Below are 23,760 nucleotides of genomic sequence, written 5' to 3' on the forward strand. Positions count from 1 at the left end.
CGGATCACCCGCCGGGACCGACTGCGACCCTAACTGTCAGTGCCGCATGGCACGATCGGACCCGGACGAAATTCCGCTCCCGGGGAGATGTACGTGTTCTGGTTCTTGCTGCTCGCGATGGTGGTGGTGGTTGCCGCGGTCACCCTCGCGGTGGTCGGCGGAGGAAGGAGCGCCATCCTTCAGGACGTGGCGCCCGAGCAGCTGACGGATCCGCTGCCCGCGACGCGCCCGGTCGGCCGCGCGGACGTCGAGGCGCTCCGGCTGCCGGTCGCCGTCCGCGGCTACCGGATGACAGATGTCGACGAGGCGCTGGGCCGGCTCGGTGCCGAGCTCGCCGAGCGGGACGCGCGGATCGCGGAGCTGGAGTCGGCGCTCGCCGGCGCACAGGCCACGAGGGCCGGCCGCCCCGACCTACTCGAGGATCCTCAGGAACGGCCTCGGGCGCCCTGGCAGGCGCAGGAGCAGTCACCCGGGGGCGGGCAGCGGCCGGACGGCGAGGACGGGCGATGAGCGGCGGCGCCGTGGCGGCGGCGGACGGCGGGCTGCGCTGCCCGTGGGGCCTGTCCACCGAGGACTACCTCACGTACCACGACACGGAATGGGGCCGTCCGGTCCACGGCGACGACGCCCTCTTCGAGCGGCTGTGCCTGGAGGCGTTCCAGTCGGGGCTGTCCTGGCTGACGATCCTGCGCCGCCGGGAAGGCTTCCGCAGCGCGTTCGCCGGGTTCAGCATCCCCGCCGTGGCGAAGTTCACCGACGCGGACCGGGAGCGGCTGCTCGCCGACGCGGGCATCATCCGCAACCGCGCGAAGGTCGACGCGACCCTGGCCAACGCCAAGGTGCTGGCCGACTGGCGCGGCGGTGAGCTGGACGAGCTGATCTGGTCGTACGCCCCGGACCGCGCCACTCGGCCCGTCCCGCGCACGCTCGGGGACGTCCCGGCGGTCACGGCGGAGTCCACGGCGCTGTCCAAGGACCTCAAGAAGCGCGGACTCCGCTTCATCGGCCCCACCACCGCCTACGCCCTGATGCAGGCGTGCGGGCTGGTCGACGACCATCTCGCCGACTGCGTGGCACGCGGCACCAAGGCATAGGGCCTCTCGGGCCGGAAGCGGCTACCGGCCCAGGTACGTGGGCCGCTCCTTGTCGAGGAAGGCCCGCACCGCGATGGCGTGGTCCTGTGACGCGCCCGCGCGGGTCTGGAGCTCGTCCTCCTTCTCCAGCGCCTCGCCGAGGCTGTGACCGGCCCCGTACGCGAGGGACTCCTTGAGCGCCGCGTAGGCCACCGTCGGACCGTCCGCCAGTGCGCGGGCCACCGCGGCGGCCTCGGTGGCGAGCTCGGCGGCGGGTACCAGCCTGTTCACGATGCCCAGGTCATGGGCGTCGCTCGCGGAGATCGAGCGCGGGAAGAGCAGCAGGTCAGCGGCGCGGCTGTGACCGATCAACCGGGGCAGCGTCCAGGAGACGCCCGAGTCGGCAGTGAGCGCGACCCCGGCGAACGAGGTGTTGAACGAGGCGGTGTCCGCGGCCACCCGGTAGTCGCAGGCGAGCGCGAAACCGAAACCGGCACCGGCCGCGACCCCGTTGATCCCGGCGACCACGGGCTTGGGCATCTCGGTGAGGGCCCGCAGGATGGGGTTGTAGTGCTCCCGCACGGTGCTGAGCGCGTTGCCGCCGTCCGACTCCCGCGCTTCCGCCAGCTTGGCGACGTGCTCCTTGAGGTCCTGGCCGACGCAGAAGGCGCGCCCGCCGACCGCGGTGAGCAGAACCGCCCGCACGGCGGGGTCGCCGGCGGCCGACGTCAGCGCGTCACGCAGTGCCACCTTGGTCGCGGTGTTCATCGCGTTCATCGCGTCGGGACGGTTGATCGTGATCGTCGCGAGTCCGTCGCTCACTTCGCAGAGCACGTCGTCGGTCATTCGGGGGCCCCTTTGCACCTCGTCGAAAGCCTGTCGAGGCAAGCATGGACGACTTCGGCGAAGGCGAACATGTGACCTGCGTCTAACAATTCCGCCCCGATGGAGGGGTAAGGGGGACGGAGTATCGCAGTCGGATCGCCGAATTGGGTGGTTTTGAGTGAGTGCGTTGCGCAAGCGATGCAGAGCGATGTTGGTCATTGGGGTCTGTGATGCGGGATAATGACCTGGAAGCAATGTGTTCGATGCCGGTGAGGCAGCGCCTGTCATGGGGCCGCCGGTTGCGATGAGCTGGTTTCAGGAAGGGGAACGAGCATGGCGGCCATGAAGCCGCGGACGGGCGACGGCCCGCTCGAGGTGACAAAGGAGGGGCGGGGCATCGTCATGCGCGTTCCGCTCGAAGGTGGCGGTCGGCTTGTCGTGGAGCTGACTCCGGACGAGGCCGATGCGCTCGGCGATGCCCTCAAGAAGGTCGTCGGCTGACACAGAGGCGCCCACACTTCACTACTGCCCCGGCACGCATTCCGTGCCGGGGCAGTAGTGCGTTCGGTGACAGTGCGACGGGGCGACGGTGACAGCCGGGGAAGCGGGCCGCGGCCCCGCGGTACGGCGGGGCCGCGGTTAGCCGAGCCGTACCGCGCAGAGCAGGCCGTCGCCCACCGGCAGCAGCGTCGCCATCAGCTCCTGGCTCTCGCGGACCGCGCGCAGCAGCTCGCGCAGGCGCAGCACCTCCGCGGGCTGGGGCGCGGAGTCGACCGTACGGCCGTCCGCGAAGACGCCCTCGAAGCACACCAGGCCGCCGGGTCGCAGCAGGCGCAACGATTCAGCGAGGCAGTCGAGGCTCTCCATCCGGTCGCCGTCGCAGAAGACGAGGTCGTATCCGCCGTCCGCCAGCCGGGGGAGCACGTCCAGGGCGCGGCCGGGGATGAAGCGGGCCCGGTTGGTGGCGAAGCCCGCCGCCCGGAAGGCCTCGCGGGCGAACTGCTGGCGCTCGGGTTCCGGGTCGACCGTGGTCAGTACCCCGTCGGGCCGCATGCCGTGCAGCAAATAGATGCCGGACACGCCCGTACCCGTGCCGATTTCGGCGACCGCTTTGGCGTCCGTCGTGGCAGCGAGGAGGCGCAGCGCGGCGCCGGTGCCTGGTGACACCGAGCGGAGCCCCGCATCCCGGGCCCGGTCCCGGGCCCAGCGCAGTGCTTCGCCCTCGGCGACAAAGGCGTCGGCGAACGCCCAGCTCGTCTGCCGGTTGGCGGTGATGGCCCTCTCCTGTCCCCGTAGTTGGCGCAACGGTGACTGTATCCGCTGCACCCGGGAACCCGCAGATGGGACCGGGCGTTATGAAAGGACAGGGGAAAGCCCGTTGACCGGGCCCGCGGATCGGGCCGGGGATCACGGGCAGGCGGTTCCCGGGGCCGTCCCCGGCCCCAGCAGGAAAAAGGCTTATCCGGAGCTAACGGGCGAGGTGGCTATGGTAGGGGCTCCACTGGACACCACCAGAGCCGACAGGGGAGGTGCGGCTGCGCCTGTGGATCGGGGAGGAGTGCTGTGGCGCTTCCTCAGATCGGCGGGTGAGCCGAAATCCGTGACCAACATTGCTGACCGTTCTTCCAACGACTCCGCAACGACCGCGACCTTCGCCTCGGATGCGGAATCCCAGGCGTGGACGCCGCCCTCATGGGAAGAGATCGTCAGCACGCACAGCGGTCGTGTCTACCGCCTTGCCTACCGACTGACGGGAAACCAGCACGACGCCGAGGACCTCACTCAGGAGGTCTTCGTCCGGGTGTTCCGTTCGCTGTCGACCTATACGCCCGGCACCTTCGAGGGCTGGCTGCACCGCATCACGACCAACCTGTTCCTGGACATGGTGCGCCGTAAGCAGCGGATCCGCTTCGACTCCCTCGGCGACGACGCTGCCGAGCGGCTGCCGAGCCGTGAGCCGTCGCCGCAGCAGGTGTTCAACGACACCCACTTCGACGCGGACGTCCAGCAGGCTCTGGACACCCTTGCGCCCGAATTCCGGGCCGCGGTCGTGCTCTGTGACATCGAGGGACTCTCCTACGAGGAGATCGCCGCGACACTCGGCGTGAAGCTCGGCACCGTACGCAGCCGTATCCACCGCGGGCGCTCGCACCTGCGCAAAGCGCTGCAGCACCGTTCGCCCGAGGCCCGCGCCGAGCAGCGCTCGCTGGCCGGTGCCCTCGTGGCAGGGGAGGGCGGATCGCCGTGAGTGGCACAGGTCCGACCTCCGCGGAACAACACCTGGGGGACCGGCTCGCCGCGCTCGTCGACGGTGAGCTCAAACACGACGCCCGGGACCGGGTGCTCGCCCACCTCGCGACCTGCGCCAAGTGCAAGGCCGAGGCTGCCGCCCAGCGGCGCCTGAAGAGTGTCTTCGCACAGTCGGCCCCGCCCTCACCCTCCGAGGGCTTCCTTGCCCGGTTGCAGGGCCTTCCCGGTGGACCGGGTGGTGACGACGACAGTCGGGGAAGACCGCTGGGCGGCTCAGGCCGTTTCGGTGACGGGATCTTCCCCGTGATACAGCCCCCCGGCAGCCGAGCCGATTCCCCCTCGGGCGGCTCTCCGCTGGACGGCTTCGGCTATCACCCGACGGTGCACGGTTCGACCGCAGTCCTTCCGGCCGCCCCGGACCGGCCCGCGTTCCGGATCCACGAGGTCAGCCGCGAGGCCGACCGTTCGCCGTGGCGGGGCCGCAGATTCGCGTTCGCCGCCGCCAGTGCCGTCTCCCTGGCCGCCATCGCCCTGGGCGGCGCCCTGCCGACGGACGCGGGGCCGGATGCCCCGACCCGGGCCGAGGGCCCGGGCAACAGCGTGACGCCGATGAACGCCGACGCGCGTGCGGAGAGCGGCGCCACCGTCAGCCGCCGCGGCGGCGGCCACAGCGCGCTCGCCCCGGCCGGTTCCCTCGACCGCCCGGTATCGCTCGCGATGAACGCCGCGCCGCTGGCGTTCTCCGCGGCATCCCCCCTGCTCCGCACCGGCAGTTTCACCGCGAGCCGGTACGCGCTTCCCATCCAGACCGACGTGTCCGCGCCTTCGCTGATACGTCCCAACGGCACCAGCCCGCTGTTCGCCCAGGCCCTCGGCAGTGGACTCTCCCCGGCCCCCCCGGAGCCGTCGAGGACCCCCACGTCGGCCGCCGGACTGCCGGTTCCCGCCGACAACGGACTGCCGCTCCTCCCCCGTCGCTGACGCCGGTCCGCGCAGGGCGTGCGGGAACCTGGTTGAATTCCGGCAGGATTTCCGGGAGGGACGCCCCCTGCGGGGCGTGCAGAGGCCAGTTGTGGCAGTTGCGGGGAGAGCATGGACGACGGGAAGCCCACCGAGCCGAAGGCGAAGTGGTGGAGCAGGCCCACGCCGGGGCGCAGTACGCGCACAGCACCTCAGGAGTCGTCGCCGGTCGAGGACGCGGTGCCCCTGGTGGACGCGGGCGCAGTGCGTGACGGGGCAGGAGCGGAGCCGACGCGGTCCGTGGCGCCCGAGGCCGTGCCGCAGGCCGCGCGGCCGCTCCACGAGCCCGACCAGTACAGCACCCCGCCCTACGGCGGCCCCGGCCCCTGGGCACCCGCACCCCCCGTGCAGCGGCCGGTCCCGACACCGGCGCACGGCACCCCCGTACCGCCGCCCTACGCGGGGACGAACGGTGCCGGGACGACGGCGGCCGCCGCGAAGCCCCCCGCCCCGGCAGCCGCGTTCCCGCCCCCGCTGCCACAGCAGTCGCAGCCCCCGCTGCCGCAGCACTCCCCGCCGCAGCAGCACCCCCAGCCCCAGCCCCCGGCGCCGCAGTGGCTCCAGTACGACCCCTGGGGTGCGCCCCGGCAGCCCCTGATCACCAACTCCGGCCCCCCGCTCGGCCCCGACGGCGGCCGGCGGCGGAACCGGCGCGGACCGGTCCTCGTCGGTGCGCTGCTCCTCGCCCTGGTGGCGGGCGGCATCGGCGGCGGCATGGGCGCCTACATAGAGCGCAACGGCGGCCTCACCCAGGTCGAACTGCCCCAGGACGAACGGAACCTCGGCGGTCGCGCCCCCGACAGTGTCGCGGGCATCGCGGCCAGCGCGCTGCCCAGCGTGGTCACCCTGCATGTCAGCGGCAGCACCGAGTCCGGCACCGGCACCGGCTTCGTCCTCGACGCCCGGGGGCACATCCTCACCAACAACCACGTCGTCGCCCCGGCCGGCTCGTCCGGCGAGATCACCGTCACGTTCAGCGGCGGCGAGACGGCGAGCGCCGAGGTCGTCGGCAAGGACAGCGGCTACGACCTTGCCGTGGTCAAGGTCAGCGGCGTCTCGGGACTCAAGCCGCTGCCCCTCGGCAACTCCGACAACGTGCAGGTCGGCGATCCGGTGGTGGCCATCGGGGCACCGTTCGACCTGTCCAACACCGTTACCTCCGGCATCATCAGCGCCAAGGACCGGCCGATCACGGCTGGCGGTGAGAAGGGCGACGGCAGTGACATCAGCTACGTCGACGCGCTGCAGACCGACGCCCCGATCAACCCGGGCAACTCCGGTGGTCCGCTGGTCGACACCGACGCGCACGTCATCGGGATCAACAGCGCCATCCGGGCCGCGGACAGCGGCTCGACGACCGAGGGCGGCCAGGCCGGTTCCATAGGCCTCGGCTTCGCCATCCCGATCAACCAGGGCAGGCGCGTCGCCGAGGAGCTGATCAACACCGGGAAGGCCACCCACCCGGTGATCGGCGTCACGCTCGACATGAAGTACACCGGTGACGGCGCCAAGGTCGGGCAGAAGGGTGCCGACGGCAAGTCCTCCGTCGCGCCGGACGGCCCCGGCGCGAAGGCCGGGATCCAGCCCGGAGACGTCATCACCGAGGTGGACGGCAGGCGGGTGCACAGCGGCGAGGAGCTGATTGTCAAGATCCGCTCGCACCGGCCGGGCGACCGGCTGGAGTTGAAGCTGACCCGCGGTGGTAAAGACCTGTCCATGACTTTGACGCTCGGCTCGGCAACCGGCACGTGACGGCCACGTGAAGCTACCGCGCAGACAGTTCCGGCGGGTACCGTGGTCCGGGTCCGGACCTCATCCGACCTGGTCGCGGAGAATACGAGGAGCCGCAAGGTGTTCAACGACATAGGCACACTCGAGCTGGTGACGCTCGCGATCATCGGGGTGCTCGTCTTCGGTCCGGAGAAGCTGCCCAAGGTCATCCAGGACGCCTCGCGCTTCATCCGCAAGATCCGTGAGTTCTCGGAGAGCGCCAAGGAAGACATCCGCACGGAGCTCGGCCCGGAGTTCAAGGACTTCGAGTTCGAGGACCTCAACCCCAAGACGTTCGTCCGCAAGCAGCTCATGGACGGCAACGACGATCTGGGGCTGAAGGAGATCCGGGAGAGCTTCGACCTGCGCAAGGAGGTCGCCGAGGTCACGGACGCGGTCAATGGCCGCGAGACCTTGTCGGTGGAGGCGAAGAGCGGCGTGTCGGGCGGTTCCGCGATCACCGCGGCGAACGGTTCGGCGGGCGCTCCCGACCTGCTCAAGAAGCGCGAACAGCCGACGAAGGACGATCACCCGCCGTTCGACGCAGACGCCACCTGACACCCGTCAATCCCGACTCGCCCGGACGGTATGGCTATTCTCCATCTGTCCGGTTGTGAGGACGCCCGAGGGGGGCGGGCCGCTCCGGACCCTACGGATCGAGGAGGCGGCCGGACAGATGGAGACAACGAGTCGGGTGGGCGCGGATGGTGCGCCGGAAACAGGCACGGCAGAGGGGGTGCCTGCGGCCCGGCTCACGGTCGACGGCTATCTGCGGGCGCCGTTCCCCTGGTACGGACTTGACGAGGCCTTCACCGGGCCGCGCTGGCTGATGCAGGTGGGCGCCGCCGCTGACGGCACGGTGCAGCACGGATCCACCGGCCATGGCGACGAACCCTCGGTACGCAGCGACGCGGGCGAGGAAAGGCAGAGATTCGCGGTCGTCGTGACCGTGGCCAGCAGCCCGGTCCGGCGCAGCGGCGACGGCACGGGCGTCCTGGACGCGACGACGGTCTCCTCCGCGGCCTGGCTGGCCGGCTCCGGTCTGCTGGCCTACACCTGGCCCGCGCAGATGGACCACACGCTGCGCGACGACTGGCTGGACCAGCAGACGGAGACGGCCTTCGAGCTCGCCGACGACCTGGACGGCCCCGCGTGGTCGGCGCTTTCGCTGCCGGTCGACGGCGTGCCGGTGGCCTTCCACTACCGCGAGTCCGAGTTCGGCTGGGTGCTGGCCGGTTCGGCGCACGGTGGGGTGCACATCGGGGCGTACGGGCGGGGGATGAGCGCGTACGGGCTGGGGTTCTCGGCGATCGGTGACATCACGTCGTACGCGTAGCCGCGAGCGGGCCGGTCGGGATCGAACGGACGTCCGGTCCGGCTTCGGCGGTGGGTGTCGGGGGCTATCGGTCCCCGGCACCCACCGTTCTCGTGCGCGGTCAGAACTTGTTGCGCGGGGTGATTCCCAGGGACATGCCTGACAGGCCGCGCCGGCGGCCGCTCAGCTTGTCCGCGATGGAGCGCAGCGCCTGGCCCGCCGGGGAGTCGGGGTCGGACAGGACGACCGGCTTGCCCTCGTCGCCGCCCTCCCGCAGCCGTACGTCGATCGGGATGGAGCCGAGCACCGGCACCTCCGCGCCGACCGTCCTCGTCAGACCCTCGGCGACCCGGGCGCCGCCGCCCGAGCCGAACACGTGGACCATCTCGTCGCAGTGCGGGCACGGCATGCCCGACATGTTCTCGACGACGCCGACGATCTTCTGATGGGTCTGTACGGCGATCGAGCCGGCCCGCTCGGCGACCTCGGCCGCGGCCTGCTGCGGGGTCGTGACGACCAGGATCTCCGCGTTCGGCACCAGCTGGGCCACGGAGATCGCGATGTCACCGGTGCCCGGCGGCAGGTCGAGCAGCAGGACGTCCAGATCGCCCCAGTACACATCGGCGAGGAACTGCTGGAGCGCGCGGTGCAGCATCGGGCCGCGCCACACCACGGGGGCGTTGCCCGGGGTGAACATGCCGATGGAGATGACCTTCACGCCGTGCGCGGACGGCGGCATGATCATGTTCTCGACCTGGGTCGGCTTGCCGTCCGCACCGAGCATCCGGGGCACGCTGTGCCCGTAGATGTCCGCGTCCACGACGCCGACCTTGAGGCCGTCGGCGGCCATCGCGGCCGCCAGGTTCACGGTCACCGACGACTTGCCGACGCCGCCCTTGCCGGAGGCGACCGCGTACACCCGGGTCAGCGAGCCGGGCTGGGCGAACGGCACCTCGCGCTCGGCCGTGCCGCCGCGCAGCGAGGTCGCCAGCTCCTTGCGCTGCTCGTCGCTCATCACGTCGAGTGTGACCTCCACCCGTGACACCCCTTCGACGCGGGCCACCGCGTCGGTCACGTTCTTGGTGATCGTCTCGCGCATCGGACAGCCGGAAACTGTGAGATACACCGTGACAGCGACTACACCGTCAGGATCGATCTCGACCGATTTCACCATGCCCAGCTCGGTGATCGGGCGGTGGATCTCCGGGTCGTTCACTGTCGCCAGTGCCTCAAGCACCGCGTCTTCCGTAGCCATACCTCGATAGTACGGGTGCGCGCGGCGGTCCTCGGAAGGGTGGTGACGGGTGACGGGAGGGCGGTACGGCGCCCGCTCCCACGCGGGAGCAGCCCCCGTCAGCGGTTTTCGTCGCCCTCGGCCCGGGACGGTGCCCGGCGGTCGTCCAGGTCCCTCACCAGGTCCTCCAGCTCGGAGCGGATCCAGTCGCGGGTGGCGACCTCCCCGAGGCCCATCCGCAGCGCCGCGATCTCCCTGGTCAGGAACTCGGTGTCGGCGATGGAGCGTTCGTTCTGGGCGCGGTCCTGCTCGTGGGTGACCCGGTCGCGGTCGTCCTGCCGGTTCTGCGCGAGCAGGATCAGCGGGGCCGCGTACGAGGCCTGGAGGGAGAGCATCAGGGTCAGGAAGATGAACGGGTACTCGTCGAACCGGAGCTTCTCCGGCGCGTAGATGTTCCACACCACCCACACGATGATGATCAGCGTCATCCAGACGATGAACCGCCCGGTCCCCAGGAACCGTGCGATCCGCTCCGAGAACCGGCCGAACGCCTCGGGGTCGTACTCCGGCAGCAGCCGGCGCCGCGGGTCCTTCGGCTGGTCGAGCCGGCTCCTGGGGGTGCGGGTCAGGGCCGTCGAGCCGTTCGACGTCCTGGAGCGGTCCTCACCGGCCACGGAGCTCTCCCTCGTGGTCGTGGAAGTTGGTCTCCCGCCAGTCGTCGGGCAGCAGGTGGTCGAGCACGTCGTCGACGGTCACCGCGCCGAGCAGCGAGCCGCTCTCGTCCACCACGGGCACCGAGACCAGGTTGTACGCCGCCAGATAGCTGGTCACCACCGACAGCGGGGTGCCCGGCGGCAGCGCCACCAGATCGCTGTCGACGATCGAGCTGACCAGGGTGAACGGCGGGACCCGCAGCAGCCGCTGGAAGTGCACCGTGCCCAGGTACTTCCCGGTCGGGGTCTCGTCCGGGGACCGGCACACGTACACCTGGGCGGCGAGCGCCGGGGACAGGTCCGACCGGCGGACCCGGGCGAGGGCTTCGGCGACCGTCGCGTCCGGGCGCAGGATGATCGGTTCGGTGGTCATCAGGCCGCCCGCGGTCCGCTCCTCGTACGACATGAGGCGCCGCACATCGGCCGCGTCGTCCGGGCGCATCAGCGTCAGCAGCCGCTCCTTGTCCGCCTCGGGCAGCTCGGACAGCAGGTCGGCCGCGTCGTCGGGGTCCATCGCCTCCAGGACGTCCGCCGCGCGCTCCTCCTGCAGCTTGCCGATGATCTCCACCTGGTCGTCCTCGGGGAGCTCCTCCAGGACGTCGGCGAGCCGGTCGTCGTCGAGTGCGGCGGCCACCTCCGCCCGCCGCTTCGGGGAGAGGTGGTGCAGGGCGTTGGCCACATCGGTCGGGCGCAGCGTCTCGAACGTGGCGACCAGCGACTCCGTGCCCTGCCCGTGCTCCTCCAGCGAGAAGCCGCTGACCGCCGACCACTCGACCGTCAGGGTCTCGCCCTTGCGGCGCAGCGCGCCGCCCCTGCCCTTGCGCACGAAGTACTTGTCGATCTCCCAGTCGCGGCGGGCCGGCAGCTGCTGGATCGCGACGTCGAGGATGGTGACCTCCTCGCCGGTCTCCACCAGGCTGACCCGCCGGTCGAGGAACTCGCCGAGCACCAGGCGTTCGGTGGGCCGCTGTTCGAAGCGCCGCATGTTGACCACGCCCGTGGTGATGACCTGTCCCGACTCGATGCCCGTCACCCGGGTCATCGGGAGGAAGATCCGGCGCCGGCTCACCACCTCGACGACGATGCCGAGCAGCCGGGGCGGCCGGCCGCCGACCCGGAGCATCGCGACCAGGTCGCGGAGGCGTCCCACCTGGTCGCCGTTGGGGTCGAAGACCGGCACGCCGGAGAGGTGCGAGACGAAGACCCGGGTCGTTCCTCCTGACATGCCCGCGCCTCCTCCTTCGCCGTCGGCTTACGCATCCGGTCTGTTCTGACAGTTATTGCACCGTTATGACGGGATCAGGCTAGCCCGTACCGTTGCGGGGCGCCCCGGCGAGCCGTCTGTGCGACTCTCTGCCGGATGGCGTAGGCCGCACGGGTACGCTGCCGTCTGCCACCCCCGCCATGCAGCTGAGAGGCAGTGCGCCTGTGACCTCTTTCGTCCCGCCCGTCCGGGCCCGCCGCCGGACCGCCCTCTTGGCCGTCGCGCTCTGCGCGGGGCTGACCGCCGCGCTGACCGCGTGCGCGGGCGAGGATCCGGACGAGGGGACCAACGGCATCGGCAGACTGGACGCACCGCAGATCGAGAAGAGGGCGCGGGCCGCCGCGGACGCCTCCGGCACGGTCCGGCTGGCCGGCACGCTGGTCAGCAAGGGCGGCACGTACAAGATCGACATGCGGCTCAAGGACAAGGGTGGGGCGGGCTCCGTCGCGTCCGGGAACAGCACCTTCGAGCTGCTCCGGATCGGCGACGTGCTCTATCTCAAGGCGGACGCGGGCTTCTGGACCCATGGCACGACGGACGCCGGGAAGGCGAGCGACGCGGACGGGGCGGCGGCGGACAAGCTCGACGACAAGTACGTGAAGGTCCCCGAGGACGACCCCACGTACAAGCAGCTGCGGGGATTCACGGACAAGAAGGTGCTGCTCGACGGGCTGCTCACGCTGCACGGCGAGGTCGCCAAGGGAGACCGCGACAAGGTCGGCGGGGTGCGCACCATAGGGATCATGGGCGGCAAGGGCGAGGGTGGCGCGCTCGACGTGTCCCTGGAGGGCAAGCCGTATCCGCTGCGCTTCGCGCGGGGCGGCGGCGGTGGCGTCATCACGCTCGCGGACTGGGGCAAGGACTTCGCGCTGGAGGCCCCGGCCGAGGGCGACACGGTCGACTACGGGCAGCAGCTGCCCAGGTCCACGTCCTCTTCGTAGCCCCTGCGGCCGGTCCCGGGACCGGCCGCGGCCACCCGGCTACGGCTTCCTGAGCGAGCGCTTCAGCAGGCGCGGCAGCCCGGCCGGAACCGGCAGCCGGGTGGTCGCGCCGGTGGGCAGCGGCGCCGCCGCCCCCGAGGTCACCGGCAGGTCCGTGCGGGAATCGAGGGGCGTGAGCCGTACGATCCGGCACTCGCGCGCCCAGCGCTCCGTCATCCGCTCGGCGTCCGGCGCGTTGAGCCGCTTGCCCCTGAGCTCGGCGACCGCGGCCTCCCACTCGTCGGAGTGCGGTGCGAGCTGGGCCACCGAGGCCGTCCAGGCGACGATCCGGCCGCCCTTGTCCTTGCTGCGGACGGTCACCTCGGCGGTGGCGCCGTCCGTGAGCCCGGCCGGGAGCGGCTGCTCGCCGGGGCCGTCCCCGACGAAGTGCGCCGCACCCTCGTGCCACACGTGCCACAGCGCCCGCGCGGGCCCGGTGCCACGCACCCAGACCAGGCCCGACTTCTTGGTGGCCTCCTCGACGAGGGCCGGTCCGAGCAACGTGTCAGCAGCAGTCATGCAGCAGAGCCTACGACCTGCCCGGTGTCCCGGCGGTCAGAGCCAGCCGTTGCGCTTGAGTATGCGGTGGATCGAGAAACAGACCACCCCGATGCAGCCCATCACCATCGGATAGCCGTAGGTCCAGCGCAGCTCCGGCATGTGCTTGAAGTTCATGCCGTAGACCCCGCAGATCATCGTCGGAACGGCGATGATGGCCGCCCAGGACGTGATCTTGCGCATGTCCTCGTTCTGCGCGACGGTCGCCTGCGCCAGGTTGGCCTGGAGGATGGAGTTGAGGAGCTCGTCGAAGCCGATGACCTCTTCCTGTACCCGGACGAGGTGGTCGGCGACGTCCCGGAAGTACTTCTGGATGTCCGGGTCGATCAGCCGCATCGGCCGCTCGCTGAGCAGTTGCATCGGGCGCAGCAGCGGCGACACGGCCCGCTTGAACTCCAGCACCTCGCGCTTCAGCTGGTAGATCCGGCCCGCGTCCGAACCGCGCGGGCTGCCCTTGTCCGGGGTGGAGAAGACCTCGATCTCCACCTCGTCGATGTCCTCCTGCACCGCGCCCGCTACCGCGATGTACCCGTCGACGACATGGTCGGCGATGGAGTGCAGGACCGCCGAGGGCCCTTTGGCGAGCAGTTCGGGGTCGTCCTGGAGCCGGTGGCGCAGCGCGCGCAGCGAGCCGTGGCCGCCGTGCCGCACGGTGATGACGAAGTCCCGGCCGGTGAAGCACATCACCTCGCCGGTCTCCACGACCTGGCTGGTCGCGGTCAGCTCGGCGTGCTCGACGTAGTGGATGGTTTTGAAGACGGTGAACAGGGTGTCGTCGTACCGCTCCAGCTTCGGCCGCTGGTGGGCGTGCACGGCGTCCTCGACGGCCAGCGGGTGGAGCCCGAACTCCCGGGCGATACCCGCGAATTCCTCCTCGGTGGGCTCGTGGAGGCCGATCCAGGCGAAGCCGCCCTGTTCCCGTACCCGGAGCATCGCCTCGTGCGGCGTACGGCAGGTGCCGTCCACCTCCGCGAGGCGGCGTCCGTCGCGGTAGACCGCGCAGTCGACGACAGCGCTGGAGGCGGACGGGTCGCGGGTGGTGTCGTAACTGCTGTGCAGGGTGTTGGTCTTGCGCAGGGACGGGCGCACCACGGCGCGCAGGTCACGGATCATCGACATGGCTGGCTCCTTCACGGAGGGCCGTCGGCGAGGGCGTGGAACAGCCCGGAATGGGGACGTGGACTCACGTCCGCAAAGCGGGCGGCACCGCGGCGGCGCGATGACGGCGTTCGCTACAGACAGGCAAAAAAGGAGTGCTCTTCCGTCGTGCGAAATGCCATGGCCCTTGACCGGGAAGGCGTCAGATCACAGAAGAAAGGCGTCGAGCGGAAGAGCGGTTGGTACTGCACGGTCGACTTGGATCCACCGCAGCCCCACCTCCTCCGGTCGGTCCCCCGTGGGGGATGACGTTTCGTCGGGACTTGAGAGCAACGCTTCTGCGTGCTGTCCCGACCGGCGGGCCCAGGCTATCAGCAGGCACCGGGCCAATCTCTTACTTTGCCCGTTCCATACGCGTCCTATGCTCGCCACATGGCAGAAATTCTTGCTCTGGTCGAGGCACGTCTGCGGACAGCCCTGGGTGAACCGGACGCACGCGCGGCAGTGACGTTTCTCGGTACGGACCGGATCGAGGTGCTCCGGTTCATCGACGGCGACGTGGTGAGGTACGCCACGCTCGGCATGTCCGCGCAGCCGATGGCCGACCCGACCGAGGCCCTCGCCGACCCCGTGAAGGGGCCGCGGGCCGAGCTGGTCCTCTCGGTGCGGGCCGGCCTCGCCGACACCGACCAGGTGCTGCGCAAGCTCGCCGTGCTGGCGGCCTCGCCGCAGGTGGAGGGGTTGATCGTGGCCCCAGGCGCCTCGCTGGACCTCGGTGAACCGCTGTGGCCGGAAGCACCGTTCAGCTCGGTGCTCGTCGCCGAGTCCGGAGGGCTGGTCGAGGATCTGGAGCTGGACGCGCCCATGGAGCCGGTGCGGTTCCTGCCGCTGCTGCCGATGACGCACAACGAGGCGGCCTGGAAGCGGGTCCGGGGCGCGCAGGAGCTCCAGGAGCGGTGGCTGGCACGGGGGACGGACCTGCGCGATCCGCTGCGCGCCGCGGTGGCCCTGGACTGACACCGCCGGGCCGGGCGCGCTGCGGTGGCCCTGGACCGGCGCCGCCGCGACGTACGGAACGCGAAGCCCCGCCGCGCGGCGAGGAGGAAGCCGCGGGCGGGGCTGTACGGGGGAGACCGGCGCGGTCGCCTCAGTCGGCGAAGGCCGTGACGCCGTCCTCGGTGGCGTGCTTCGGTTCCAGCTCCGCCGCCTCGTGGATCAGAGCGGAGCGCCGGACCGAGATGACGACCGCGCCGACGAGCGCGGAGGCGGCGGCGACCACGAACGGGGTGTGGATGTTGCTCCACTCCTCGATCTTCGGCGCCAGGTAGGGCGCCGCGGCCGCGGCGAACCAGCGGACGAAGTTGTAGCCGGCGCTGGCCACCGGGCGAGGTGCGTCGGACACCCCGAGCGCCAGCTCCGTGTAGACGGTGTTGTTCATGCCGATGAAGGCGCCGGAGGCGATCGTGCAGACGATGGCCGTGGTGTGGCTGCCGTAGCCGAGGATCACCAGGTCGGCGGCGAGCAGCACCAGCGAGGCACCGACCACGTTGACCGAGCCGAAGCGCTTCTGCAGCCTCGGTGCGACGACCACCGAGAAGACCGCGAGCAGCAGGCCCCAGGCGAAGAAGACGGCGCCGGACTTGTACGGCGACATGTTCAGCACGAACGGCGTGAACGCCAGGATCGTGAAGAACGCGTAGTTGTAGAAGAACGCCGAGGTGGCGACGGAGGCGAGCCCGCGGTGGCCGAGCGCCTTGACCGGGTCGAGCAGTGAGGTCTTCTCGGCCGGCCTGGGCTGTTCCTTGAGGAACGCCGTGATGCAGACGAAGCCGATCGCCATCAGCGCGGCCGTGCCGAAGAACGGGTACCGCCAACTGGCGTCACCGAGCAGGGCGCCGAGCAGCGGCCCGCAGGCCATGCCGAGGCCGAGCGCCGACTCGTACAGCAGGATCGCCGCCGAGCTGCCGCCCGCCGCCGCGCCGACGATCACGGCGAGCGCGGTCGATACGAAGAGGGCGTTGCCCAGACCCCAGCCCGCCCGGAAGCCGACGAGTTCCGCGACGGAGGACGAGGTGCCGGAGAGCGCGGCGAAGACCACGACGAGCGCCAGGCCGGCCAGCAGCGTCTTGCGCCCGCCGATGCGGCTGGAGACGAAACCGGTGACCAGCATCGCGAATGCGGTGATCAGGAAGTACGAGGTGAAGAGCAGGGACACCTGGCTCGGCGTCGCCTCCAGGCCCTTGGCGATGGACGGCAGAATCGGGTCCACCAGGCCGATTCCCATGAACGCGACAACCGAGGCGCCCGCTGTGGCCCAGACGGCCTTCGGCTGGCGCAGGATGCTGACCGATCCTGAGTCGAACGGGTCCTCTCCCTGCATGGGTCTTCTCGCTCTCCACTAGGTCATTGGGCGATGCACAGAATAAGTTAGGGGGACTAATAAATGCAAACTACATCTAAATCCCCTGATGGGAGCCACGCTGCGGAAGGGTGATCGTCCTTGACGCGGCGGCGGCCGGGGAGGACGGTTGGTGACTATGAGGGGCGAACCAAGTTGCCCGAAGTGCGGAGGCCGGGTGAAGGCGCCCGGTTTCTTCGACGACACCTGGCAGTGCGATGTGCACGGCAGTGTGCACCCGATGCAGCCGGTGGTCCCGCCCGGCGTCGAGGCGCTCGAAGTCGTGGTGCAGCGTGCCCGGGTGCCGGTGTGGATGCCCTGGCCGGTGCCGGTGGGCTGGCTCTTCACCGGTGTGGCGTGCGCGGGCGACGACCGCAGTGGCGGCCGGGCCACCGCCGTCGCCTGCTCCGGACCGGGGCCGTTCGGCGGTGTCGGTGAGCTGCTGCTCGTGGCCGAGGAGCTCGGCGTCGGACTCGGTGCGCGGTACGCCGGAATCGACGGCCCCGACCCGGGCCCGTATCTGCGGGTGGACGGGGCGCCGGACGTCAAGGTGCTCGCCGCCGGACGGCCGACCCCGCTCTGGCGGGTGAAGGGCACCCCCGCCGACCGGGCGGTCTTCGCGGGCGAGGCGTGCGGCCTGTGGCTCTGGGCGGTCGTCTGGCCCGAGCAGTCCGGACTCCTGATGTACGACGAACTGGTGCTGACCGATCTGCGCGACGCCGGGGGAGAGGCCGACCTGGTGCCCTGCGGCGCGCTCACGCCCCGGCTGCTGAGCGGGCCCTGAGCGGTCCGGGGCCCGCGCGCCCGCCGGTTATCCTTGGGTGTCCCCCCGTCCGGCCGCGAGCTCTGGAGTACGTGTCGTGCGCATAGACCTGCACACCCACTCCACCGCGTCGGACGGTACGGACACCCCCGCCGAGCTGGTGCTGAACGCCGCCGCCGCGGGCCTGGGCGTCGTCGCCCTCACCGACCACGACACGGTCCGCGGGCACGCCGAGGCGGTCGCGGCCCTGCCCGAGGGGCTCACCCTGGTCACCGGCACGGAGCTGTCGTGCCGGCTCGACGGTGTGGGCCTGCACATGCTGGCGTACCTCTTCGACCCCGACGAGCCCGAGTTCGCGCGCGAGCGCGAGCTGGTGCGCGACGACCGGGTGCCGCGCGCCCGGACCATGGTGCGCACGCTCCAGGAGCTGGGCGTGCCGGTCGAGTGGGAGCACGTCGCGCGGATCGCCGGGGACGGATCGGTCGGGCGGCCGCACATCGCCACCGCACTGGTCGAACTCGGCGTCGTCCCGACCGTCTCCGACGCCTTCACGCCGCAGTGGCTCGCCGACGGCGGACGCGCGCACGCGCAGAAGCACGAGCTCGACCCCTTCGACGCGATCCGGCTGGTCAAGGCCGCCGGCGGCGTCACCGTCCTCGCCCACCCCGCCGCCGTCAAACGCGGCAGGGTGGTCTCCGAGTCCTCGATCGCGGAGCTGGCCGCCGCCGGGCTCGACGGCATCGAGGTCGACCACATGGACCACGACGAACCGACCAGGGCCCGGCTGCGCGGGCTCGCCCGCGAGCTGGGGCTGCTGACCACCGGGTCGAGCGACTACCACGGCAGCCGCAAGACCGTACGGCTCGGCGAGAACGCCACCGACCCCGAGATCTACGGCGAGATCACCCGGCGCGCCACGGGGGCCTTCCCGGTGCCGGGAGCCGGCGGACCGCTCGCCCCGTAACGGCCCACGCCGCAACACCCTTCACCCGGCCCGCCCACAGCGCGACGCCGCCCGTTCCACCCCCGCGCACCGGCCCGCCGCGGCTGCCGTCAGCACCTTCTGACGGACGCCGGTCCGGCATTCGTCCGGTGCGCCGCTCCCGGCCAGATTCCCGCTCTCTCTCCCCGCAAGGCTCACTGTGTTCGACGTCGCTGTCTTCGGATCCCTTTTTCTCACGCTTTTTGTGATTATGGATCCGCCCGGAATCACCCCGATCTTCCTGGCCCTCACCGCCGGCCGACCCGCCAAGATGCAGCGCAAGATGGCACTGCAGGCGGTCTCCGTCGCCTTCGGCGTGATCGCCGTCTTCGGCGTGCTCGGCCAGCAGATCCTGGACTACCTGCATGTCTCCGTACCCGCGCTGATGATCGCGGGCGGACTGCTCCTGCTGCTGATCGCGCTGGATCTGCTGACCGGCAAGACCGACGAGCCGACGCAGACCAAGGACGTCAACGTGGCGCTCGTGCCCCTGGGCATGCCGCTGCTCGCCGGTCCCGGCGCGATCGTCTCGGTGATCCTCGCCGTGCAGCACGCCGACAGCGTGGGGAGCCAGATCTCGGTCTGGACGGCGATCGTGGCCATGCACATCGTGCTCTGGCTGACCATGCGCTACTCGCTGCTGATCATCCGGGTCATCAAGGACGGCGGCGTCGTGCTGGTCACCAGGCTGGCCGGAATGATGCTGTCGGCCATCGCCGTGCAGCAGATCATCAACGGTGTCACCCAGGTCATCCAGGGCGCCTGACCCGGACCGGACACCACAGCGCCCCCGCACGGTCGATCCGTGCGAGGGCGCTTCTTCTTTATGCCTGCAATGTGTTACGAGGCCGCGGTGTCGGCCGGGCGGATATAGATGCGCTGGCCCACTGAGGCTGCCTGCTGCACGATCCGGTTGACGGAGGCGGCGTCCACGACGGTGCTGTCCACGGCGGTACCGTCGACATCGTCGAGACGCATGATCTCGAAGCGCATATGGCTTCCCTTCGTCCGATCCTCCTGCTGGAGAACTACTGGGAGGACGGGTGACCCGTCCGCAAGGATGTGGAGCGCCGGACTGGTCCGTCTCGCGCCCCACAGGGTGTACAACGACTTGCCCTCTGCAATCATTCCCTACGCTAAGGAAATTTTTTGGATGTCTAAGCACCAGCAGGTAACCGAGCGGGCGCGGACGACGACAGCCGCGGCGAGGCCCGAATGAACGAGGCAGAGATCGGCGAACGCCTGGACCGCGCCAACGAGCTGCTCCAGCGCATGCTCGCCGAGGTGTCGAAGACCCCCTCCACCCACGCGATCTTCGTGGACGCGGGCTATGTGTACGCCGCGGCCGGGCTGCTCGTCACCGGCACCGAGGACCGGCGCTCCTTCGACCTCGACTCGGAAGGACTGATCGAGGCCTTCATCGACAAGGCCCGCACGATCTTCGCGGACAGCAGACTGCTGCGCGTGTACTGGTACGACGGAGCCAGGCGCCGGATCCACACCGTCGAGCAGCAGTCCATCGCGGAACTCCCCGACGTCAAGGTCAGACTGGGCAACCTCAACGCCAACAACCAGCAGAAGGGCGTCGATTCACTCATCCGCACCGACCTCGAATCCCTCGCCCGCCACCGCGCGATCAGCGACGCCGCGCTCGTCGGCGGCGACGAGGACCTGGTGTCGGCCGTCGAGGCCGCACAGGGGTACGGGGCCCGCGTCCACCTGTGGGGCATCGAGGCCGGAGAAGGCCGCAACCAGGCCGAACCGCTGCTCTGGGAGGTCGACAGCCAGCGCACCTTCGACCTCGACTTCTGCCGCCCGTACGTGACCAGGCGCCCCGTCACCACCTACGAGGACGACTCCCCGGCGCCCTCGCGCGACGACGTCCGCTTCGTCGGTGCGCAGATCGCCGCGGCCTGGCTCTCCGCCCGCGGCCGCGAATCCCTTGCCGACCTGCTCCCCGGGCACCCGTATCTGCCCGGCTCCGTCGACCAGGACCTGCTGGTCGAGGCCGAACGCCTGCTCCAGCACTCGTTGCGCGGCCACGCCCATCTGCGGCGGGCGCTGCGCGACGGCTTCTGGCAGCACCTTCAGTCGCAGTACTGATCCGGCGGCCGGTGCGGGTGGCAGGCTCCGCCTACAGGCTGTCCCAGAAGGAGACGAGCGCGGCCGCTGTCGGCTCCGGCCGGTCCGTGTTGGGGGAGTGCTCGGCGCCCCCGATCCGGGTCCGGCGGGCGCCCAGCCGGTCTGCCATCCCGTCGAGTCGAGGCACCGGCCAGGCGTCGTCGCGCTCGCCGGAGATCACATGGACCGGCAGCCCGGTGGCGGCGACCTCGGCGACCCGGTCGGGCTCGGTGGCCAGTTGGCGGCCGGTGGCGATCAGCTGGGCGGGCCGGTGGCGCATCCAGCGCCGCCGCAGGTCCTCGCCTCCGTCCGTCTCGGCCTCGACGGGCGGGTCGAAGGCGCGCATGGCCTTCCAGACCCGGTCCATGCTCATGGTCGCGAGCGCGTCGCAGAGGATCTTCAGCCTGATCTGCTGGCCCTCGACGACCTCTGCGGGCCCGGATGACATCAGGGTCAGCGACCGGAACGGCGCGGGGTCGAGGATGGCCGCGGCGCGGGCGATCAGCCCGCCGAGCGAGTGCCCGAGCAGCTGGACCGCGCCGTCACCGAGCTCCAGTGCGGCCGTCTGTGCGAGCACGTCGCGGGCCAACTCGCCCTGTGCGTAGGTCTCCTGGCGGTCCGTTCCGTCGGTCTCGTACTGCCCGCGCCCGTCGACCGCGACGGCACGGTAGCCGGCGGCGGCGAGCGGTTCCAGCATCGCGATGAAGTCCTCCTTGCTGCCGCCGAAGCCGGGCAGCAGGAGAGCGGTGCCGCGTGGTGCGGTGGACGGGGAGGCGTCCAGCACGGCGAAGTCCCCGCGCGAGGTGTGCAGCACACGGGCACGGGTGCAGGGGGGCGGGGCGAAGGTGGGTGGCCGGCTCATGGGACGAGGTTACGACCAGAGCGTGTCCGGCGGGCCCAGGGACGGGCAGGGCGCCGCCCCGAGCCGTGGAACGCCCGACGGGCCCGAGGGAATCCCTCGGGCCCGTCGGGCACACTCGACGCCGGTCGGCCGGGGCGTGGCCCCGGGCATCCGGCGCCGGGCTCAGCTCTCGGTCTTCGCGGCAGCCGCTCGCGGCGCCCGCCGCCTGCGCGGCTTGGCCTCGCCCTCGGCGCCCGCGGTTTCCGCCACGGCCTCGGTCTTCGGCTTCGCGGCCGCACGGGTGCGACGACGCGGCCTGGTGTCCGTCTCGGGCTCGGCGATCGGCGCGATCTGGAAGTCGACCTCGTCCTCGGCCGGCTTGATCACCCGGGCGCGGCGGCGCGGCTTCGTCACCGTCTTCGCCTCGGCGACGGGCTCGGCCACGGGGGCGGTCTGGAAGTCGACCTCCTCCGTCACCGGCTTCACGACCCGGGCGCGACTGCGACGCGGCTTCGCCGCGGTCACGGCCTCGGCCGCCACCTCGACGGTGACATCGGCCTTGGCCTTGACCGCCCTGGTCCTGGTCTTCACCACGGGCTCGGTGTCGATGACGACGACCGGGGCCTGCGCCACGTCGACCGCGGCCTCGGCCGCGATGTCCGGGACACCCACCCGGCCGCGCCGACGACGGCGAGGCGTACGCGGCTCCGAGGGGCCTTCGGCGGCCTCGGCGGCCTCGGGGGCATGGACGGCTTCCGCGGCCGGTGCGGGCACCGTGGCGACGCCCTCCTCGGCAGCGGAACCGCCCCGGGTGCGACGACGCTGACGCGGCGTGCGCGGGGCACGCTCCTCGCGGACCGCGGGGGCCGAGGCGGGGGCGGACTTGCGGCCGCGGCCGCCCGTCTCGCCGAGGTCCTCGATCTCCTCGGCGCGCAGACCCGCACGGGTCCGCTCGGTGCGCGGCAGGACACCCTTGGTGCCGGCCGGGATGTCCAGCTCCTCATAAAGGTGCGGGGAGGTGGAGTACGTCTCCGGCGGGTCCGGGAACTTCAGGTCCAGGGCCTTGTTGATCAGCTGCCAGCGCGGGATGTCGTCCCAGTCGACGAGCGTGATCGCGATGCCCTTGGCACCCGCGCGGCCGGTCCGGCCGATCCGGTGCAGATAGGTCTTCTCGTCCTCGGGCGACTGGTAGTTGATGACGTGGGTGACACCCTCGACATCGATACCGCGGGCCGCGACGTCGGTGCAGACGAGGACGTCCACCTTGCCGTTGCGGAAGGCGCGCAGCGCCTGCTCGCGGGCGCCCTGGCCGAGGTCGCCGTGGACCGCGCCGGAGGCGAAACCACGCTTCTCCAGCTGCTCGGCGATGTCGGCCGCGGTGCGCTTGGTGCGGCAGAAGATCATCGCGAGTCCGCGGCCGTTGGCCTGCAGGATGCGCGAGACCATCTCCGGCTTGTCCATCGAGTGGGCGCGGTAGACGAACTGCGCCGTGTTCTTGACGGTCGTGCCCTCGTCGTCGGGCGAGGTGGCGTTGATGTGCGTCGGCTGCGACATGTAGCGACGCGCCAGGCTGATGACGGCACCCGGCATGGTCGCCGAGAACAGCATGGTCTGCCGCTTCGCCGGCAGCATCGTGATGATGCGCTCGACGTCGGGCAGGAAGCCCAGGTCCAGCATCTCGTCGGCCTCGTCGAGGACGAGGACGCGGATGTGCGAGAGGTCGAGCTTGCGCTGGCCCGCCAGGTCGAGCAGCCGGCCCGGGGTGCCGACGATCACGTCGACGCCCTTCTTGAGGGCCTCCACCTGGGGCTCGTACGCCCGGCCGCCGTAGATCGCGAGAACGCGGACGTTACGGACCTTGCCGGCGGTCAGCAGGTCGTTGGTGACCTGCTGACACAGCTCGCGGGTGGGGACGACGATCAGTGCCTGCGGTGCGTCGGTCAGCTTCTCGGGCGCCGCCCGGCCCGCCTCGACGTCGGCGAGGACGGTGACGCGCTCCAGCAGGGGCAGCCCGAAACCGAGCGTCTTGCCGGTGCCGGTCTTGGCCTGCCCGATGACATCGGAGCCGGAGAGCGCTACGGGGAGCGTCATCTCCTGGATGGGGAAGGGGGACACGATGCCGACGGCTTCAAGCGCCTCGGCCGTCTCGGAAAGAATCCCGAGGTCTCGGAACGTAGTCAGGGTATTGCCTCTTCTGTGAAACGCGGTCCGAGGCGAACGAAGGGGGTCGTACCGTGCCGGGGTTGGTCATCCGGCCCAGGATGGGCCGGGTGGCGCGGGACCACTGCCGTCGCTCGAGCGCTCGTGCCGCTGAGGGGGCCCCTCATCTGCGGTCGCACGTGTCGTACGCATCGCGTGGAGGGCTGTCGGGTCGGAGCCGATCGGGCCACCGACCGGGCATCCTCATTCAATTTCGCGCCACGAGCAGTTGCAAAATGCTCAGTAAGCGCAATACCACTGTACCCCGGATTCGCGCATCTGTGTTGGGCGAATTCATCGGAACGGTGTGACGTCAGTCGGCGGCCGGACCCTTCCACCGCTCGTCGGGCGGGCTA

At 71.0% G+C, this 23,760-nt stretch carries 25 protein-coding genes; 14 read left to right on the top strand and 11 right to left on the bottom strand.

The annotated features are described in order from the left end of the window. The first annotated feature begins 93 nt into the window (after positions 1-93). Both FHX80_RS19925 and FHX80_RS19930 read left to right on the top strand, forming a co-directional pair. Positions 94-510, top strand: coding sequence for a hypothetical protein (locus FHX80_RS19925; protein WP_145765435.1), 417 nt, complete (start codon positions 94-96; stop codon positions 508-510). Next, positions 507-1,094 carry a DNA-3-methyladenine glycosylase I gene (locus FHX80_RS19930; RefSeq protein WP_145765436.1) on the top strand — a complete coding sequence of 196 codons (588 nt, stop codon included), beginning with the start codon at positions 507-509 and terminating at the stop codon, positions 1,092-1,094. Before FHX80_RS19925 ends, FHX80_RS19930 begins: the two co-directional genes overlap by 4 nt. Before the next feature lie 21 nt (positions 1,095-1,115). Here FHX80_RS19930 and chcB read toward each other — a convergent pair whose 3' ends face one another. Next, positions 1,116-1,919: a 2-cyclohexenylcarbonyl CoA isomerase gene (chcB, locus tag FHX80_RS19935; RefSeq protein WP_145765437.1), complete on the bottom strand. Its 804-nt coding sequence runs from the start codon at positions 1,917-1,919 to the stop codon at positions 1,116-1,118. 312 nt (positions 1,920-2,231) lie between these two features. Here chcB and FHX80_RS19940 point away from each other — a divergent pair, with 312 nt between their 5' ends. Beyond that, on the top strand, positions 2,232-2,399 hold the full coding sequence (locus FHX80_RS19940; protein ID WP_003966491.1) for a DUF3117 domain-containing protein: 168 nt from the start codon (positions 2,232-2,234) through the stop codon (positions 2,397-2,399). 138 nt (positions 2,400-2,537) lie between these two features. Here FHX80_RS19940 and FHX80_RS19945 read toward each other — a convergent pair whose 3' ends face one another. Beyond that, a complete protein-coding gene (locus FHX80_RS19945; RefSeq protein ID WP_145767391.1) occupies positions 2,538-3,203 on the bottom strand; it encodes an O-methyltransferase in 666 nt (221 codons plus the stop codon). A 181-nt stretch (positions 3,204-3,384) separates the two neighbouring features. Between FHX80_RS19945 and sigE the strand changes: the two genes are divergently transcribed. From sigE to FHX80_RS19975, 5 genes are all read left to right on the top strand, one after another. Then, positions 3,385-4,146: an RNA polymerase sigma factor SigE gene (gene sigE, locus FHX80_RS19950; protein ID WP_244318606.1), complete on the top strand. Its 762-nt coding sequence runs from the start codon at positions 3,385-3,387 to the stop codon at positions 4,144-4,146. Beyond that, positions 4,143-5,129 carry a zf-HC2 domain-containing protein gene (locus tag FHX80_RS19955; protein ID WP_145765438.1) on the top strand — a complete coding sequence of 329 codons (987 nt, stop codon included), beginning with the start codon at positions 4,143-4,145 and terminating at the stop codon, positions 5,127-5,129. The genes sigE and FHX80_RS19955 overlap by 4 nt, the downstream gene beginning before the upstream one ends. Positions 5,130-5,240: 111 nt before the next feature. Next, positions 5,241-6,920: a S1C family serine protease gene (locus FHX80_RS19960; RefSeq protein WP_145765439.1), complete on the top strand. Its 1,680-nt coding sequence runs from the start codon at positions 5,241-5,243 to the stop codon at positions 6,918-6,920. Between the two features lie 99 nt (positions 6,921-7,019). Next, positions 7,020-7,496, top strand: a complete 477-nt coding sequence (locus tag FHX80_RS19970; RefSeq protein WP_145765440.1) for a sec-independent translocase — start codon at positions 7,020-7,022, stop codon at positions 7,494-7,496. A 118-nt stretch (positions 7,497-7,614) separates the two neighbouring features. After that, positions 7,615-8,274 carry a hypothetical protein gene (locus FHX80_RS19975; protein WP_145765441.1) on the top strand — a complete coding sequence of 220 codons (660 nt, stop codon included), beginning with the start codon at positions 7,615-7,617 and terminating at the stop codon, positions 8,272-8,274. 100 nt (positions 8,275-8,374) lie between these two features. Here the strand turns inward: FHX80_RS19975 and FHX80_RS19980 are convergent, their stop codons facing one another. From FHX80_RS19980 to FHX80_RS19990, 3 genes are all read right to left on the bottom strand, one after another. Next, the gene (locus FHX80_RS19980; protein ID WP_145765442.1) at positions 8,375-9,508 is read right to left on the bottom strand and encodes an Mrp/NBP35 family ATP-binding protein; all 1,134 of its coding nucleotides are present in this window, start codon (positions 9,506-9,508) and stop codon (positions 8,375-8,377) included. A gap of 98 nt (positions 9,509-9,606) precedes the next feature. After that, positions 9,607-10,161, bottom strand: coding sequence for a DUF1003 domain-containing protein (locus FHX80_RS19985; protein WP_145765443.1), 555 nt, complete (start codon positions 10,159-10,161; stop codon positions 9,607-9,609). After that, complete coding sequence (locus FHX80_RS19990) at positions 10,151-11,425, bottom strand: magnesium transporter MgtE N-terminal domain-containing protein (protein WP_145765444.1); 1,275 nt, start codon at positions 11,423-11,425, stop codon at positions 10,151-10,153. The genes FHX80_RS19985 and FHX80_RS19990 overlap by 11 nt, the downstream gene beginning before the upstream one ends. A gap of 203 nt (positions 11,426-11,628) precedes the next feature. Between FHX80_RS19990 and FHX80_RS19995 the strand changes: the two genes are divergently transcribed. Then, positions 11,629-12,405, top strand: coding sequence for a hypothetical protein (locus FHX80_RS19995; RefSeq protein ID WP_145765445.1), 777 nt, complete (start codon positions 11,629-11,631; stop codon positions 12,403-12,405). 39 nt (positions 12,406-12,444) lie between these two features. Here the strand turns inward: FHX80_RS19995 and FHX80_RS20000 are convergent, their stop codons facing one another. Together FHX80_RS20000 and FHX80_RS20005 are read right to left on the bottom strand one after the other, a co-directional pair. Continuing rightward, entirely contained in the window at positions 12,445-12,963 is a 519-nt protein-coding gene (locus FHX80_RS20000) for a hypothetical protein (protein ID WP_145765446.1), read from the bottom strand. 36 nt (positions 12,964-12,999) lie between these two features. Then, positions 13,000-14,121, bottom strand: a complete 1,122-nt coding sequence (locus FHX80_RS20005) for a magnesium and cobalt transport protein CorA (protein ID WP_145765447.1) — start codon at positions 14,119-14,121, stop codon at positions 13,000-13,002. Positions 14,122-14,532: 411 nt separating this feature from the next. On the opposite strand from FHX80_RS20005, the gene FHX80_RS20010 reads away from it, so the two are divergent. Beyond that, positions 14,533-15,117 carry a suppressor of fused domain protein gene (locus tag FHX80_RS20010; protein ID WP_145765448.1) on the top strand — a complete coding sequence of 195 codons (585 nt, stop codon included), beginning with the start codon at positions 14,533-14,535 and terminating at the stop codon, positions 15,115-15,117. A gap of 130 nt (positions 15,118-15,247) precedes the next feature. Here the strand turns inward: FHX80_RS20010 and FHX80_RS20015 are convergent, their stop codons facing one another. Then, the gene (locus tag FHX80_RS20015; protein ID WP_145765449.1) at positions 15,248-16,480 is read right to left on the bottom strand and encodes an MFS transporter; all 1,233 of its coding nucleotides are present in this window, start codon (positions 16,478-16,480) and stop codon (positions 15,248-15,250) included. A gap of 157 nt (positions 16,481-16,637) precedes the next feature. Between FHX80_RS20015 and FHX80_RS20020 the strand changes: the two genes are divergently transcribed. The 3 genes from FHX80_RS20020 (at position 16,638) to FHX80_RS20030 (ending at position 19,009) form a co-directional block, all read left to right on the top strand. Then, positions 16,638-17,282, top strand: coding sequence for a DUF6758 family protein (locus tag FHX80_RS20020; protein WP_145765450.1), 645 nt, complete (start codon positions 16,638-16,640; stop codon positions 17,280-17,282). A gap of 76 nt (positions 17,283-17,358) precedes the next feature. Then, positions 17,359-18,225 carry a PHP domain-containing protein gene (locus FHX80_RS20025; protein ID WP_145765451.1) on the top strand — a complete coding sequence of 289 codons (867 nt, stop codon included), beginning with the start codon at positions 17,359-17,361 and terminating at the stop codon, positions 18,223-18,225. Between the two features lie 178 nt (positions 18,226-18,403). Next, positions 18,404-19,009 (top strand): MarC family protein, encoded by a 606-nt coding sequence (locus FHX80_RS20030; RefSeq protein ID WP_145765452.1) that lies wholly within the window; start codon positions 18,404-18,406, stop codon positions 19,007-19,009. 74 nt (positions 19,010-19,083) lie between these two features. Here the strand turns inward: FHX80_RS20030 and FHX80_RS34775 are convergent, their stop codons facing one another. Further along, positions 19,084-19,236, bottom strand: coding sequence for a hypothetical protein (locus tag FHX80_RS34775; protein WP_167523582.1), 153 nt, complete (start codon positions 19,234-19,236; stop codon positions 19,084-19,086). Between the two features lie 222 nt (positions 19,237-19,458). Between FHX80_RS34775 and FHX80_RS20035 the strand changes: the two genes are divergently transcribed. Next, positions 19,459-20,346 carry an NYN domain-containing protein gene (locus tag FHX80_RS20035; protein ID WP_145765453.1) on the top strand — a complete coding sequence of 296 codons (888 nt, stop codon included), beginning with the start codon at positions 19,459-19,461 and terminating at the stop codon, positions 20,344-20,346. 31 nt (positions 20,347-20,377) lie between these two features. On the opposite strand, the gene FHX80_RS20040 is transcribed toward FHX80_RS20035, so the two are convergent. Together FHX80_RS20040 and FHX80_RS20045 are read right to left on the bottom strand one after the other, a co-directional pair. Beyond that, positions 20,378-21,226, bottom strand: a complete 849-nt coding sequence (locus tag FHX80_RS20040) for an alpha/beta fold hydrolase (RefSeq protein WP_145765454.1) — start codon at positions 21,224-21,226, stop codon at positions 20,378-20,380. Positions 21,227-21,388: 162 nt separating this feature from the next. Further along, positions 21,389-23,296 carry a DEAD/DEAH box helicase gene (locus FHX80_RS20045; protein ID WP_145765455.1) on the bottom strand — a complete coding sequence of 636 codons (1,908 nt, stop codon included), beginning with the start codon at positions 23,294-23,296 and terminating at the stop codon, positions 21,389-21,391. Positions 23,297-23,760: the final 464 nt, after the last annotated feature.

The sequence above is a fragment of the Streptomyces brevispora genome, from assembly GCF_007829885.1.
GTDB lineage: Bacteria > Actinomycetota > Actinomycetes > Streptomycetales > Streptomycetaceae > Streptomyces > Streptomyces brevispora.

Coding starts and splice junctions, on each gene's coding strand:
- FHX80_RS19930 (WP_145765436.1), top strand. CDS start 507: ATGAGCGGCGGCGCCGTGGCGGCGGCGGACGGCGGGCTGCGCTGCCCG.
- chcB (WP_145765437.1), bottom strand. CDS start 1,919: ATGACCGACGACGTGCTCTGCGAAGTGAGCGACGGACTCGCGACGATC.
- FHX80_RS19940 (WP_003966491.1), top strand. CDS start 2,232: ATGGCGGCCATGAAGCCGCGGACGGGCGACGGCCCGCTCGAGGTGACA.
- sigE (WP_244318606.1), top strand. CDS start 3,385: ATGGTAGGGGCTCCACTGGACACCACCAGAGCCGACAGGGGAGGTGCG.
- FHX80_RS19960 (WP_145765439.1), top strand. CDS start 5,241: ATGGACGACGGGAAGCCCACCGAGCCGAAGGCGAAGTGGTGGAGCAGG.
- FHX80_RS19975 (WP_145765441.1), top strand. CDS start 7,615: ATGGAGACAACGAGTCGGGTGGGCGCGGATGGTGCGCCGGAAACAGGC.
- FHX80_RS19980 (WP_145765442.1), bottom strand. CDS start 9,508: ATGGCTACGGAAGACGCGGTGCTTGAGGCACTGGCGACAGTGAACGAC.
- FHX80_RS19990 (WP_145765444.1), bottom strand. CDS start 11,425: ATGTCAGGAGGAACGACCCGGGTCTTCGTCTCGCACCTCTCCGGCGTG.
- FHX80_RS20000 (WP_145765446.1), bottom strand. CDS start 12,963: ATGACTGCTGCTGACACGTTGCTCGGACCGGCCCTCGTCGAGGAGGCC.
- FHX80_RS20005 (WP_145765447.1), bottom strand. CDS start 14,121: ATGTCGATGATCCGTGACCTGCGCGCCGTGGTGCGCCCGTCCCTGCGC.
- FHX80_RS20010 (WP_145765448.1), top strand. CDS start 14,533: ATGGCAGAAATTCTTGCTCTGGTCGAGGCACGTCTGCGGACAGCCCTG.
- FHX80_RS20015 (WP_145765449.1), bottom strand. CDS start 16,480: ATGCAGGGAGAGGACCCGTTCGACTCAGGATCGGTCAGCATCCTGCGC.
- FHX80_RS20020 (WP_145765450.1), top strand. CDS start 16,638: ATGAGGGGCGAACCAAGTTGCCCGAAGTGCGGAGGCCGGGTGAAGGCG.
- FHX80_RS34775 (WP_167523582.1), bottom strand. CDS start 19,236: ATGCGCTTCGAGATCATGCGTCTCGACGATGTCGACGGTACCGCCGTG.
- FHX80_RS20035 (WP_145765453.1), top strand. CDS start 19,459: ATGAACGAGGCAGAGATCGGCGAACGCCTGGACCGCGCCAACGAGCTG.
- FHX80_RS20040 (WP_145765454.1), bottom strand. CDS start 21,226: ATGAGCCGGCCACCCACCTTCGCCCCGCCCCCCTGCACCCGTGCCCGT.
- FHX80_RS20045 (WP_145765455.1), bottom strand. CDS start 23,296: ATGACGCTCCCCGTAGCGCTCTCCGGCTCCGATGTCATCGGGCAGGCC.